Below are 13,409 nucleotides of genomic sequence, written 5' to 3' on the forward strand. Positions count from 1 at the left end.
GCTTAGGCCGCCATACGCTCCGGCGTCCAGACCCGAGTGAAGCGAAGCAGCATGTCTTCCGCCGCCGACGGCAGGTCGTCCGACGGGATCAGCTTGACGAACAGGTCGCCTGCGGCGCGCTTGCCTCGGGCGGGCAGGCCGAGGCCGGGAAGGCGAAGCCGAACCGGCTCGACCATGTCTGGCACCAGCCAGGCGCTCTGGAGGCCGGCGTGCGTGTCGATCTCTATACGTCCGCCGTCCCGCATCAGGCGCGGCGCTATCGGCCAGTCCATGAACAGGTCGGCACCCAGAACCGATAATCCGTCGGCGGGCCGGATCAAGACGCGCAGCAGGGACGGGCCATCCTTCAGCCGGATGCGATCAGCGGTCCGCACGCCCGGCGGGACGTGAACCAGAAGGCTGCGTCCCCAGGCTTTGACGATCACGCTGCCCCCGGTCAGAGCCTGCATCGGCGTCAACACGACGAGCGGAGGGGGAAGGGGAGCGGAACGGGCGCCCTGAGCATGAGAGGTTTCGGACCGCTTGCGCGGCGCCGGCAGCGCGCGAGTCTCCGTCTGCAGCAGACGGTAGGCGGCGATGACGCGACGAAACCGATCTGCGTCTCCGCCGGGCTGATCCGGACGAGAGGCCTTTACGGCTATGCGAAATGCGGCGGCTAACGCCTGCGGGCCTGCCGGACCGTCGAGGCCGAGCAGGCGTCGAGCGTCCATGAATGAGGGGCTGTCCGCGCACATGGCGGCCACTGTGCAGACCACATGGTCAAGACAGGGTTAACCTTGTTTGCAAAGGCTGACGCAGGTTTGAACGGCGTGCATGTGACGTGGGCCTGAAGCGGGACTATAGGGTCGGCATGACCCAGTCCGTGATCCCGCCCAGCCCGTCTCGGGAAGACTACGCCGCCCAACTCGAGGCGAATGCGGATGAGACCATCTTCGAGCGGGACGACCCCATCGCCCTGTTCGTCGAATGGCTGGAGGTCGCGCGGGGATCGGAACCCAACGACCCGAACGCCATGGCGCTGGCGACGGTGGACGCCGAGGGCCATCCCGATGTGCGTATGGTCCTGCTGAAGGATGTCGATACGCGAGGCTTCACCTTCTTCTCCAATCAGGAAAGCGCCAAGGGCGGCCAATTGTGGGCTAATCCAAGCGCCGCCCTGCTGTTCCACTGGAAGAGTCTGCGTCGCCAGGTGCGGATCCGGGGACCGGTGGAGCCAGTCAGCGTTGAGGAGGCCGACGCCTATTTCGCCAGCCGCGCGCGCGAAAGCCGCATCGGCGCCTGGGCGTCGGACCAGTCGCGTCCCCTGGCGGATCGAGCGGCTCTCGTGGCCAAAGTGGCCGAACAGACCGCGCGTTTCGACGGCCATGAGGTTCCGCGGCCGGATCGCTGGACCGGTTGGCGGGTCAGGCCGGTCCAGATCGAGTTCTGGCGCGATCGTCCCTTCCGCCTGCATGATCGTCTACGGTTTGACCGGACGGCGGAAGATCAGGCGTGGCGTCGCGGCCGGCTCTGGCCCTGATCAAGCAGGTCAGGCGGCGTAACGGGCCAGGAAGGTCTCCACCGCGTCTTCGGCGATGGCCGCAGGCGAGCGGGCGGGAAGAACCCGATCCCCGGTCACCGTCGGCACGAAGAACAGCGGGTGTTCGACCATGCCCATCAGCTGACTAGCGGCCCAGGACGGCTTGTGAAGCTTCAGCTCGCCCTTTGCGTTCATGTCAGCGAGGGTTGAGACGAGCACCGCGCCGAAATCCTGCTTGGCCTGTTCATAGAAGGCTGTCGCCAGACTCTCGAAACGACGACGCTCGGTCATCACCAGGCGAAAAATGGCCCTGACGAACGGGTCGCTGATGAATTCGGCATAGGCGGTCAGAAAGCCGTTCAATCGCGGCCGGGGCGCGCCGGCGCAGGTCTTCACCTTGGCCATCCGCTCGGCGAAGTCGGCGGAGGCTTCGTCGATGACGGCGGCGAACAGCGCCGCCTTGTTCTCGAACATGGCGTAGAGGGTCGCCGTGGATACGCCGGCCTCCCTGGCGATCGGCTCCATCTTGGTGCCGGCGTAACCTTCTTCGACGAAGTGCAGCCGAGCCTGGCGCACCAGGGCGTCGCGTCGGGGGTCTTCGAGGGCGTGGACCGAGACGGTCATCGGATTGTCACCCAATCATTGGACGACGATCCTGCCTTTAATTTGCCACGATTGCAACGATCACGGTTAACGCCGTCAGCGACGCCGGTTAGCTCAACCAGGGTTCAAGCAACGGGTGGGCCAACACCGGCGCCGCCAGGCGCACCACGGCTTGAGGATCTTCCAGGCGAACCGCGGCGGTGGCGTCTGCGACGATGAAATCGGCATGGACCCGGGATGGTTCCGTCAGCCGCTCATGGCCGGGACGGACCGTGGCGAGATATTGCTGGATAACGGATTCGGCCGTGCGGCCGCGCTCGGTCTGGTCGCGCAGAAGGCGGCGGATGAAGCGGATGTCTGCAGGGGTGTCGACGAAGACCCGAATGTCGAACAGGGCTGCCAGGGCCGAGGTGCACAGCAGGTGCGTGCCTTCGACCACCACCACCTCAGCGGCCGGCACCGGCTCGCCGCCCGGCTCGCGTCCGTGGTGAATGAAGGAATAAAGCGGAGCGGTCACGCTGCGTCCGGCCTTCAGGTCGCTCAGATCGGAAATCAGCAGATCGTGATCACGCGCGGCGACATCGTCGAAATCGTGCGTCGCCGCATCAAAACCGGGGACGGACGCCGCGTCGAGATAATAGGAATCTTCTCGCAAAAGGGTGGCGACGCCCTCGGGCAGCGAGGAAATCAGGGCCTCGGCCAGGGTGCTCTTGCCGGAGCCCGAGCCGCCGGTGATGGCGATCAGAATGGTCATGAGCGGCTCATTCACCTGGATGGCGCGCGATGCAAGCCTTGATGACGTGCAGGAACGGCGATCTGTCGCGGCCAGCCTTCCCTTGCGTCACGTTGCCTGTCGCGGTTCACCTGTCTTAGCGTGGATGCAAGCGCCGCTTTCAACCAAGGCGCATGGACGAGGGAAGACGCCGAATGCTGGGTATGATGCAGGACTGGCCGTTGACGGTCGACAAGATCCTCGATCACGCGAAGAACTGGCACGGACGGCGCGAGGTCGTGACGCGTTCGGTGGAAGGGCCGATCGTCCGCACCACCTACGCCGCCATTCACGAGCGCGCGCGCCGCGTGTCGAACGCCTTGCTGGCCTGGGGAATCAGGCCGGGCGACCGTGTCGCCACCCTGGCCTGGAACACCGGAAATCATATCGAGACCTGGTACGGCATCATGGGCATCGGCGCCGTCTGCCACACGCTCAATCCGCGGCTGTTCCCAGAGCAACTGGCCTACATCATCAATCACGCCGAAGACCGGATCATCTTCACCGATCTGACTTTCGTGCCGCTGCTGGAGGCCATCCTCCCGCATTGCCCGACCGTCGAACGCGTCATCGTGATGACCGACGCCGCTCATATGCCTTCGGCCAAGCTGCCGAAGGGCGAGGCCTATGAGGCGGTGTTGGAGCAGGCGTCGAGCGACGTGGTCTGGGGCGGGTTCGACGAACAGACGGCCTGCGGTCTCTGTTACACCTCGGGCACCACAGGCAATCCGAAGGGCGTGCTGTATTCGCACCGCTCGAACTTCATCCACACCTTGCTGGGCCTTCAGTCCACGGTGATGGGAGCGACGCCCAATGAGGTGATCCTTCCGGTCGTTCCCATGTTCCACGCCAACGCCTGGGGCATCGCCTTCGGGGGGCCGGCGGCAGGCTCGAAACTGGTCATGCCAGGCGCCAGGATGGACGGCGCTGCGCTCTATGAGCTGATCGAGACTGAAGGGGTCACCTTCTCGGCCGCCGTGCCCACCGTGTGGCAGGGGCTGTTCGGACATATGATCGAGAACGGGTTGAAGTTCTCCACCTTGAAAAAGGTTCTGATCGGCGGCTCGGCCTGCCCGGAGGCCCTGATCCGCGGCTTCCAGGAGAAGTTCGGCGTCGAGGTGGTCCATGCCTGGGGCATGACGGAAACCTCTCCGATCGGTACCATCGCCAACCTGACGCCCGAACTGAAGGCTCTGCCTTATGATCAGCAGATGGCCTGGCGCATGAAACAGGGCACGCCGCCGCTGGGGGTCGAGCTCAAGATCAAGAACTACGGCGGTCAGGAGATGCCGCATGACGGCAAGACCTTCGGCCGGGTGATGGTCAAGGGGCCGACCATCGCCGGCGCCTATTTCAAGGGCGAGGGCGGCGACATCCTGGATCACGAAGGTTTCTTCGACACGGGTGACATCGCCAGCGTCGACCCCGAAGGCTTCATGCAGATCACCGATCGCGCCAAGGATGTCATCAAGTCGGGCGGGGAGTGGATCAGCTCCATCGACATCGAGAACATCGCCGTCGGCCACCCCAAGGTCGCCCTGGCGGCCGTCATCGGCGCGGCGCACCCCAAATGGGACGAGCGGCCGGTGCTGCTGGTCAAGCTCAAGGAGGGCGAGGTCGAGGACAAGCAGGAACATCTCGACTTCCTGCAGGGCAAGATCGCCAAATGGTGGATGCCGGACGATGTGGTCTTCGTGGACGACATCCCTCTGGGCGCCACGGGCAAGATCGACAAGAAGACCCTGCGTGAGCGAATGACGGACTACCGGCTGCCCACAGCCGGTTGATTCGACGGAGGACGCCGTGTCGACAACCCGCCCTAAGGGCCAGTCTCTGGCCGTGCTGTTGCTTCTGGTTGCGCTGCTCGCGCCGGCCTTGTTGCTGGTCGCGGTCTGCGGCGCGCGCCTGGGCGTGTGGAGCGCGGAATTCAGCCTGGGCGTGCTGGCCTTGAAAATCGGTCGGATCCTGGCCTTCGCGGGATTGTCGGCCGCTCTGGTCGCCTGCCTTCTGGCGTTCCGGGAGCGGCGCTTGGTCGGGATCGCCGGCGCGGCTTTGGCGATCGCCGGGGTGACGGTTGGGGGCTATCTGGTTCAGGAGAGGCGTTTCACCGCCGCCCCGCTCGACGTCGCGACGGACCCGTCGGATCCGCCCGCCTTCGCCCGCATCCTGGCGGCGGAGAGGCGCCTGGCGGGCGTGACGGAAAGACAGCCTCAGGGTTGCGAAGGCCTGACCCACGCGCCGACCCAGGTTGCGCCGGAGACGGCGGCCTGGGCTCTCGAAAAGGCCGGGTTCACTGTTCTGGGCACCGCGCCCTTTCGTGTGGATGGACGCAAGGAAGGTGCCTGGTTCGGCCTGACGTATGACGTCAGCGTTCGTATTCGCCCTGGGCGCACGGACGTGCGTGTCGCGGGACGCGACGACCTGGAGGTCGGGGATGAGGCCTGTCGTCTAGCCAGGGCCGTGGTCGCGCACCTGGCGCCTTAAGCTTTAGAGCGCCGGGTCGACCAACCGCCAGGTCGCGGCCAGTTCAGCCCCCGGCGAGGCGCGAACCCGTCCTTCTTTCTCCAGCTTGATCAGGTGCGCCAGCACCGAAAGGCTGGCGGCCGGCCAGAGGCGCTGGTCAACCCCGGCGTAGAGGGTGGGAACCATGTCGGCGACCCTCTGATCCCCTGAGGCCAGTCGGGCCATGATCTGAGCCTCCCGTTCCAGGCGGTGGGCGCGATAGGCCTTCAGGAAGGGCGCGACCTGGGTGATCGCTGGGCCATGCGTGGGCCAGATCGTCGAGAACCCACGGGCGAGAACGGCGTCCAGGCTCTTCATATAGTCCGCCATGTCTCCGTCCGGCGGCGCCACTACCGTCGTCGACCAGCCCATGATGTGGTCGCCGCTGAACAGGGCGTTTTCCTCGCGCAGGACGAAGGCCATATGGTTGGAGGCGTGGCCCGGCGTCGCCAGGGCCTCCAGCGTCCAGCCGTCCCCTTCGATCCGCTCGCTGCCGACCAGGATTACGTCCGGCTGAAAGTCGGCGTCGTCGTCCTCATCCAGAGCGCCCGAGGCGTGCACTGTCCGGTCCGGCGGACGAGCCGCCAGGATGGGCGCGCCGCCGACCGCCTCGGCCAGGGGGCGGGCGAGGGGCGCATGGTCCCGATGGGTATGCGTCACCAGGATATGGCTGACCGTTCGGCCTTCAATCGCGCGAATCAGGGCCGAAAGATGAGCCTCGTCCATCGGCCCGGGATCGATCACAGCGACCTCGGCGCCCGGCCGGTCGCGTCCGATGATGTAGACGCCCGTGCCGGTGAATGTGAAAGGCCCCGGATTGTCTGCGATCACGCGCTGGATCAGAGGCGAGACCTGATCCCGACGCCCATAGGCGAAATCGAACTGGCGGAGGTAAGGGATCATGACGGTGCTTCGTTTTCAATATGGACGATCTTTCCCGACATTTCACGCCTATTGCTGCCAGGACTGTGCTCACTGTCTCTTCACTCGAATGGCGCGAGCATCGCCTACATTCATAAGGTAACTGCCAAAAGCTGCGCGGCGAATACGAACCTCAACGCCGCTTTGGTCGCGAATGCGCGGTGTTTCATTGTCGATCTGCTTCCATTCGCTGCCGTCGGCGAGATGGAATGTCCATTGTCCATAGCCGTCTCTGGACGCCCTCCTCAGGGTGGTCTGGATCGATGATATCTCCTCCCGCTCTGCACTTGCTCCGAGGAATGATGGCAAGGTCACGCCGTTGAAGCCGAAGAGGTTGCGCTGCGCTTCTCGTACCTGAGCTCCATCGATGATCGTCAGCTCTCCCGCCTTATGAGCCTGGAGCAGCCTTTCGGACGCGCGGTCCAGGCAGGGCAGGCGCAGCGCGGGGTCGGCAATTGAACGGCAGGCCTCGATCTCGTCCACTGGTGAACGTTGATCAGCGGCGAAAGCTTGCGAGCTCCACATTGGGATACCGGCGATAACTGCCAGTAGGGTGGCAAATTTTGCGGAAATTTTCTGTTTTTCTGACATTTCTTCGAAGCTTCATTCTGGTCAATAAAAAGGCGCTCGCCTCTCGGTTGAGTGTTCTCTACGAAAGGCCGTGGCTATTTTGTGACATGAATGAGGTAGATTCGTTGCGTGAAAGTAATTGGCCTAGAATTCCTTCTGTGGTGCCGGTTATGGATCGTCTAGCCGTTCGTTCGATTCTCCCTGTTGGGGGGCGGGAGCGAGGTGGCCGCGCCGGCAGATGGGGTAAAAACTCCGTTGGGGGCCAGGTGCAACACAGGAGGATTTATCTTGAAGATCCAATTGAAGCGTGAGCGCCTGCTTGCGTCGACATTCATTGCCGGGTTGGCGGTGGCGGGCATGGCCAGCCCCGCTTTCGCCCAGACCACGCAGAGCGGTGAACCTGCGAGCCAGGTTTCGGACGTGGTCGTCACCGGCTCGCGTATTGTCCGCCAGGACTATGACGCTCCGAGCCCGGTCACGACGGTGACGGCTGAGACCATCGAACTGACCAGCACGCTTTCGGTCGAGAATTTGCTGAACGAGCTGCCGTCGGTTGTGGCTGGCAACATGGCCACCTCAAATAACTCGGGCGGCGAAAGCTTCGCGACCGTCGACCTGCGCGGCCTGGGGCCGAACCGCACCCTGGTGCTGATCAACGGTGAGCGCCTGCCGGCCTCTTCGACCACCGGTGTTGTGGATTTGAACACCATTCCGACGTCGCTGGTGAACCGCGTCGAAGTCGTGACGGGCGGCGCTTCGGCTGTTTACGGCTCAGACGCCGTCGCCGGCGTCGTGAACTTCGTGTTGAAGGACAACTATGAAGGCGCTGAACTGTCGGCGACCTATGGCGCGTCCTTCGACGGCATGCAGCCGGAAGTGTCGCTTACGGGTCTGTTCGGCGGCAACTTCGCCGATGGTCGTGGCAATCTGACCGCTTATGCAAGCTACTACAGCCGCGAAGGCGTGAGCCAAGCGGAACTGCCTTATTCGGCGGTTTCTGCGGCCATCGCTTATGACGCCAGCGGGCGGCCGATCGTCGTCGATTCCGCCCAGAAGTACCTGGATGCTATCGCCGGCGGCGGCGGCACCTATTTCGCGGGTGGTTCAGGCACCTCGGCATGGGGCACGGTCTACAACGATCCGAGCAACCCCTTCAGCAACCTGGGAGCGCTTGTCGGCGCCACAGGCAATACCAACTTCGGCGCAGGCGGATATGATACGAACTGCGACGGCGTGGCTAATACCGGTGCGTATAACAGTGGGAACCTGTCGTTCGACACTAGTGGGGCGTTGACGCCCTACGCCGGCAGCGGCGCTTGCGCTGTGCCTGATCGTGCGGCCGGTTCCTCGCGCTACAACTATGGTCCCGACAACTATCTGATTCTGCCGGCCGAACGCTTTAACATCACGACGATCGGTCACTACGACATTACCGATTCGCTGCGCCTGGACGTTCAGTTGAACTACGCCAATACGTGGCAGGAAGTGTCTCTGGCGCCGACGCCGGCGACCGGTCTGACCGTCAATCTGACGCCAGCCATGCGCGATCTGATTCAGACGAAGCACTCCGATCTGTGGGCCGCTCTGCAAAGCCGCGCTGATCCCGACGCGCCGTTCACCATGGACCGCCGTACGAACGAGGTCGGCGCTCGCTTCGGCGAAACCAAGAACAGCTCGCTGGCCATGCTGGCGACGCTCAGCGGCGACTTCGGCGGCTCGGGCTGGGATTGGAGCCTGACCACCAGCTACGGCAAGAACCAACTCCAGGATCTCGGCCGGAACAGCGTGAACAAGACGGCTATCCGTCAGGGGCTGGCCGGGTGTCAGGATCCGACGTCGGGCGCGCCGTTGGGGATCAACGCCCTGCCGGGCTGCGTGCCGCTGGATATCTTCGGCGAAGGCACGCTGACGAAGGAGATGGTCGACTTCATCACGGTGCCGACCTTCTCGACGACCGACATCGAAGAGTCGCGTATCGCGGGCTTCGCGCGCGGCGACCTGATGACCCTGCCTGCGGGCCCTCTGGCGGCGGTGTTCGGCTTCGAATGGCGTGAAAGCCGTGCTGAGTTCCGCGTCGATAACGAACAGCGGACCGGCAACATCTACGGCTTCAACGCCATTCAGGATCAGGGCGGTTCGATCAGCGTTTCGGAACTTTACGCCGAACTCTCCGTGCCGTTGCTTCGTGATCTGCCGGGCGCCAAATATCTGGGGATGGACTTCGGCTATCGCTATTCGGACTACTCGTCTGTCGGCGGTCTCGACACCTATAAGATCGGTCTGGAGTATCAGCCCCTCGATTGGCTGAAGTTCCGGTCGGTGTTCAACTCCGCGGTTCGCGCGCCTAGCGTGTTCGAACTTTATCAAAACGGGGACCAGGGTTTCCCCAGCGCCATCGACCCCTGCATGATTCAAGGCGGTTCTGCACCTTCAAGCGCTATCGCTGCATTCTGCGCCCAACAGGCGCCAGGGATCGATTTCGCGGGCGGCATCACCCAGAATAACACTCAGGTTGAGGCATTCGCCTTTGGTAATCCGAATCTGAAGCCGGAATCTGCCGAAACCCTCACTTTCGGGGTGGTCTTCCAGCCAGACTTCTTCCCAGTTGGCAACTTCCGCGCGACTGTTGATTATTATGATATCGAGATTACCGATATCATTGCGTCGCTCGGCGCCAACTATTGGATTGAGGCGTGTTACGACTCTCTCAGCCTGACGTCTGAAGCTTGCGGACGCGTCGTGCGTGACCAAGTTACGGGTCAGCTTGATTTCGTGAACACGACACGTACAAACGGCGGTTTCTATCGTACCAAGGGCATCGATACCCAGATCGACTGGTCTGTCGATATGGAAGAGTTCGGTCTTCCGGGGCGCCTGCGTGTCAATGAACTGTTCACTTACGTCGATGAACTGAACTTCGATGGAGATGATTCTGTCGGTTATGGCTACTCGTCTATCGGCGGCGCCAACTTCGACTGGAAGTCAGTCTTGTCGGTTACCTATGACATTGCGGATTGGACGATCTTCGCCCGGTGGAGCTATACCCCGCCGTTGAAGGATCCGGTCTTCGTCAACGCGGTGGATGACAGCGAGTATGAAATGCCGGAGGCGAGCTACTTCGACCTGTCGGCGCGGTGGAATGTCACCGATAACTTCCAGCTGACAGCCTTCATCGGCAACGTGTTCGACAAGAATGCGCCGCAGACGCCGATCGGCGTTTACAACGGCCAGGCGAACACGGACACCCAGCTGTACTATCCGGGCCTGTTGGGACGCATGTTCTCGATTTCGGCTCGCGCTCGCTTCTAAGTCTGGAAGCCAGCGTAGATATGGAGGGCGGCGGACTTCGGTCCGCCGCCTTTCTGTTTTGCGGTTAGGTCGGAATGGTGCGTCTAGAGGAGTAGGCGTGCGAATTGGATCGACGGCGACGTACCGGTCTCGAATTCTTCGATGTTCAGAGAATAGAGGAAGGGCGGTGCGCCACTCCCTCAGATCCCTGAGAGGAGTGGCGCGAGTGACGGGGCTCGAACCCGCGACCTCCGGCGTGACAGGCCGGCACTCTAACCAACTGAGCTACACCCGCGTTTCTCTCCCCACGCGGAGGAGAGGAGGGGCGAATACGGTTCGTCGCGCCGGGGGTCAAGCGCATTGTGGCGCTTCTGCAAAAAAATCTGCGAATTCAGGCTCTAGCGGCCGCAATCCAGGCCAGCGGCGTCGGGCGGCGTCGCCCCTCCGGGACCCAGCGCCTTCTGCATGAAGACGACATCGCGCCAGCCGTCGAATTTCCAGCCGGCGTCGCGAAAGGCGCCGACGTGGACGAAGCCTGAAGCCTCGTGGAGGGCGATGGAGCCAGCGTTGGCGCTGTCGCCGATCACCGCCACAACCTGACGCATTCCCAAGGTCGTGCAGGTCTCGAGCAGGGCGTCCAGCAGGGCTTTTCCGACGCCACGTCCCCGGCATGCTCGGGCGACGTAAATCGAGTCCTCGACCATGAAGCGATAGGCGGCGCGCAGGCGATAGGGAGCGGCATAGGCGTAGCCGGCGACCTGTCTCAGTCCATCGGGGCCGTCGACTTCAGCGACCAGGACGGGCAGGCCTAAGGCGGCGGGCGCGGCGAGGCGCGTCCGCATCTCGTCGGCTGAGGGGACGTCCAGTTCGAACGTCCCTGTGCCGTTCAGCACGCTGTCGGCGTAAATGGCCGTCACGGCCGCCAGATCGGCTTCCGCAAACGGTCGGACGATCACGCCTTTTCCCATCCCTTCTCCACTGCCCAGACGGCGAAGGCGTAGTCGTGGGCGATGTCTTTCAGATAATCGAACCGGCCGGACGAGGCGAAGTGGCCTGCCTCCATATTGATCTTCAGCAGCACAGGCTTGCCCGATGTGGAGGCCGGGCGCAGCTTGGCCACCCACTTCTCAGGCTCCCAATAGGTCACGCGCGGGTCGGACAGGCCCCCGGTCGCCAGCAGGGCGGGATAGGGCTTGGCCTCGATCTGATCATAGGGGCTGTAGGAATACATGTAGTCGTAGGCGTCGGCGTCCTCGATCGGATTGCCCCACTCAGGCCACTCGGGCGGGGTCAGGGGCAGGGTGGTGTCGGACATGGTGTTGATCAGGTCGACAAAGGGCACGCCGCCGATCACGCCGGCCCACAATTCCGGCCGCATATTGGTGATCACGCCCATCAGAAGCCCGCCGGCCGACCGGCCTTCGGCGACGATGTTGCCCGACCGGGCGTAATTCTCTGCAATCAGATGATCGGCGGCGGCGATGAAGTCGGTGAAGGTGTTCTTCTTGGTGAAGCGTCGGGCGTCCAGGAACCAGTTCCAGCCCTTGTCCGAGCCGCCGCGGATGTGAGCGATGGCGTAGATGAAGCCTCGATCCACCAGAGACAGCCGGTTCGTCGCGAAACTGGCCGCCATCGGAATGCCGTAGGAGCCGTAACCGTAGAGCAGAAGCGGCGCCGAGCCGTCGACCGGCGTGTCCTTGCGGCGCAGCACCGTCACCGGCACCAGTTCGCCATCCGAGGCGGGGGCGTTCAGGCGCTCGACCACATAGTCGGCCGGGTTATGGCCCGAGGGGATTTCCTGGACCTTGCGCAGGGTGCGCTCGCGCGTCCTCAGGTCGTAGTCATAGGTCGAAGTGGGGGTCGACGGCGAATTGTAGCCATAGCGCATGACCGTGGTGTCGAACTCCGACGCTCCGCCCAGCGACAGGGCGTAGGCGGGTTCATCGACGGCGATCTCATGCTCGGCGCCGGCGCGGTCGCGGATGACGATCTTGGTGTTGGCGTCGGCGCGTTCCTGACGGCCGAGATAGTCCTTGACCAGGGCCACGCCCTCGATGAAGCGGCCCGGCGTATGCGGGATCAGGTCCTTCCAGTTCGCCTTGGCGGGGGAGGCGGTCGGCGCCTCCACAACCTTGAAGTCGACGGCGTCGTCGGCATTGGTGCGGATCACCCAGCGGTCGCCCCAATGGTCCAAGTCGTACAGACGGCCCACATGGCGCGGCTCGACCACCACGGGCGTCGCCGTCGGATCGGAAGCCGGAATGATGCGGCTTTCCGAGGTCTCCTGATTGGCGATGTTGATGACCAGGAAGGCGTCGTCGGCGGTGCGGCCGATGCCTTGGAACATGCCCTCGTCGGCTTCCTCGTTGACCAGGGCGGTCTCGCCGCCGCGCGCCGGGCGACGGAAGATCTTGTCCGGACGACCGTTGTCGTCGCGGTTGGTCCAGAAGATCCACTGGCTGTCCGGCGAGAAGGTGAAGTTGGCGCTGGCCGATTCGATCGGGTTGGGCAGCACTTCGCCGGTCGCCAGGTCCTTCACATAGATCTTGTAGACTTCCGAACCCTGGGCGTCCTCGGCATAGGCGAACAGGGCGTGGTCGGGGCTATGCTCGGTCGCCGAGACCTCGGAATAGGCCTTGCCCTCGGCCAGGGCGTTGCAGTCCAGCAGCAGCTCAGGCGTCGGGGCCTTGACGAAATTCTTGGTCACGGGCTGACCGCCGACCATCCAGGTCCCCTGGCGCTCGACCCGCATATAGCGGGGGTGCTGCTCGCCGGTGCGGTACTCGGTGAAGTATTCCCACGGGCCGTCAGCGGCGGGCACGGAGCTGTCATCCTCCTTGATGCGGCCCTTCATCTCCTCGAACATCGCGGCCTGCAGCGGCAGGGTCGAGGCCATCATGGCTTCGCGATAGGCGTTCTCGGCGGTCAGGTGCTCCTTGACGTCAGCCTTGATCAGCGACGGGTCGCGCAGCACCGCCTGCCAGTTGTCGTCCTTCATCCACTGATAGTCGTCGGTGCGGACCCGACCCAATTGTTCGATGCGAACGGGGACCTTCTTGGCGACGGGCGGCGTGGGTTTGGACATCGAGGCTCCGGTAGTCTGGCGGGCAAGGGCGGGGGAGACGGCGACCACGCCGATGGCGGCGGTCGAGGCGATCAGTTCGCGACGGTTCATGATGATGGCGTGCCCCAAGCATATGATTTGAGCCGGACCTTGTGCCCGGCGACGCTCGG

At 63.6% G+C, this 13,409-nt stretch carries 11 protein-coding genes and 1 tRNA gene; 4 read left to right on the plus strand and 8 right to left on the minus strand.

The genetic code is table 11. From position 1 onward, the window contains the following. Positions 1 to 2: 2 nt before the first annotated feature. Positions 3 to 425, minus strand: coding sequence for a DnaJ C-terminal domain-containing protein (locus tag V8J38_RS08240; RefSeq protein ID WP_312217873.1), 423 nt, complete (start codon positions 423 to 425; stop codon positions 3 to 5). Between the two features lie 425 nt (positions 426 to 850). Between V8J38_RS08240 and pdxH the strand changes: the two genes are divergently transcribed. Further along, entirely contained in the window at positions 851 to 1,519 is a 669-nt protein-coding gene (gene pdxH / locus V8J38_RS08245) for a pyridoxamine 5'-phosphate oxidase (protein ID WP_338574769.1), read from the plus strand. A gap of 9 nt (positions 1,520 to 1,528) precedes the next feature. Here pdxH and V8J38_RS08250 read toward each other — a convergent pair whose 3' ends face one another. Together V8J38_RS08250 and udk are read right to left on the minus strand one after the other, a co-directional pair. Then, on the minus strand, positions 1,529 to 2,143 hold the full coding sequence (locus tag V8J38_RS08250; protein WP_338574772.1) for a TetR/AcrR family transcriptional regulator: 615 nt from the start codon (positions 2,141 to 2,143) through the stop codon (positions 1,529 to 1,531). An 88-nt stretch (positions 2,144 to 2,231) separates the two neighbouring features. Then, entirely contained in the window at positions 2,232 to 2,876 is a 645-nt protein-coding gene (gene udk, locus V8J38_RS08255) for a uridine kinase (protein ID WP_291774946.1), read from the minus strand. 173 nt (positions 2,877 to 3,049) lie between these two features. Between udk and V8J38_RS08260 the strand changes: the two genes are divergently transcribed. Next, complete coding sequence (locus tag V8J38_RS08260) at positions 3,050 to 4,681, plus strand: long-chain-fatty-acid--CoA ligase (protein WP_338574775.1); 1,632 nt, start codon at positions 3,050 to 3,052, stop codon at positions 4,679 to 4,681. A 16-nt stretch (positions 4,682 to 4,697) separates the two neighbouring features. Then, a complete protein-coding gene (locus tag V8J38_RS08265; RefSeq protein ID WP_338574776.1) occupies positions 4,698 to 5,378 on the plus strand; it encodes a DUF1499 domain-containing protein in 681 nt (226 codons plus the stop codon). Positions 5,379 to 5,381: 3 nt separating this feature from the next. Here V8J38_RS08265 and V8J38_RS08270 read toward each other — a convergent pair whose 3' ends face one another. Together V8J38_RS08270 and V8J38_RS08275 are read right to left on the minus strand one after the other, a co-directional pair. After that, a complete protein-coding gene (locus V8J38_RS08270; protein WP_338574778.1) occupies positions 5,382 to 6,299 on the minus strand; it encodes an MBL fold metallo-hydrolase in 918 nt (305 codons plus the stop codon). Positions 6,300 to 6,368: 69 nt separating this feature from the next. After that, positions 6,369 to 6,908: a hypothetical protein gene (locus V8J38_RS08275; protein ID WP_338574780.1), complete on the minus strand. Its 540-nt coding sequence runs from the start codon at positions 6,906 to 6,908 to the stop codon at positions 6,369 to 6,371. A gap of 267 nt (positions 6,909 to 7,175) precedes the next feature. Here V8J38_RS08275 and V8J38_RS08280 point away from each other — a divergent pair, with 267 nt between their 5' ends. Further along, positions 7,176 to 10,196, plus strand: a complete 3,021-nt coding sequence (locus tag V8J38_RS08280) for a TonB-dependent receptor plug domain-containing protein (protein ID WP_338574783.1) — start codon at positions 7,176 to 7,178, stop codon at positions 10,194 to 10,196. A 197-nt stretch (positions 10,197 to 10,393) separates the two neighbouring features. Here V8J38_RS08280 and V8J38_RS08285 read toward each other — a convergent pair. From V8J38_RS08285 to V8J38_RS08295, 3 genes are all read right to left on the minus strand, one after another. Then, positions 10,394 to 10,470 (minus strand) — tRNA-Asp (locus V8J38_RS08285). A gap of 103 nt (positions 10,471 to 10,573) precedes the next feature. After that, the gene (locus tag V8J38_RS08290) at positions 10,574 to 11,131 is read right to left on the minus strand and encodes an N-acetyltransferase family protein (protein ID WP_338574785.1); all 558 of its coding nucleotides are present in this window, start codon (positions 11,129 to 11,131) and stop codon (positions 10,574 to 10,576) included. Next, entirely contained in the window at positions 11,128 to 13,350 is a 2,223-nt protein-coding gene (locus V8J38_RS08295) for a S9 family peptidase (protein ID WP_338574786.1), read from the minus strand. Before V8J38_RS08295 ends, V8J38_RS08290 begins: the two co-directional genes overlap by 4 nt. Between the last annotated feature and the right edge of the window lie 59 nt (positions 13,351 to 13,409).

The sequence above is a fragment of the Brevundimonas olei genome (assembly GCF_037055245.1).
Classification (GTDB): Bacteria; Pseudomonadota; Alphaproteobacteria; order Caulobacterales; family Caulobacteraceae; genus Brevundimonas; species Brevundimonas olei.

What these genes read in the sequence shown, in the direction of transcription:
- pdxH (WP_338574769.1), top strand. Translation starts at nt 851, where the DNA reads ATGACCCAGTCCGTGATCCCGCCCAGCCCGTCTCGGGAAGACTACGCC.
- V8J38_RS08250 (WP_338574772.1), bottom strand. Translation starts at nt 2,143, where the DNA reads ATGACCGTCTCGGTCCACGCCCTCGAAGACCCCCGACGCGACGCCCTG.
- udk (WP_291774946.1), bottom strand. Translation starts at nt 2,876, where the DNA reads ATGACCATTCTGATCGCCATCACCGGCGGCTCGGGCTCCGGCAAGAGC.
- V8J38_RS08260 (WP_338574775.1), top strand. Translation starts at nt 3,050, where the DNA reads ATGCTGGGTATGATGCAGGACTGGCCGTTGACGGTCGACAAGATCCTC.
- V8J38_RS08270 (WP_338574778.1), bottom strand. Translation starts at nt 6,299, where the DNA reads ATGATCCCTTACCTCCGCCAGTTCGATTTCGCCTATGGGCGTCGGGAT.
- V8J38_RS08275 (WP_338574780.1), bottom strand. Translation starts at nt 6,908, where the DNA reads ATGTCAGAAAAACAGAAAATTTCCGCAAAATTTGCCACCCTACTGGCA.
- V8J38_RS08295 (WP_338574786.1), bottom strand. Translation starts at nt 13,350, where the DNA reads ATGAACCGTCGCGAACTGATCGCCTCGACCGCCGCCATCGGCGTGGTC.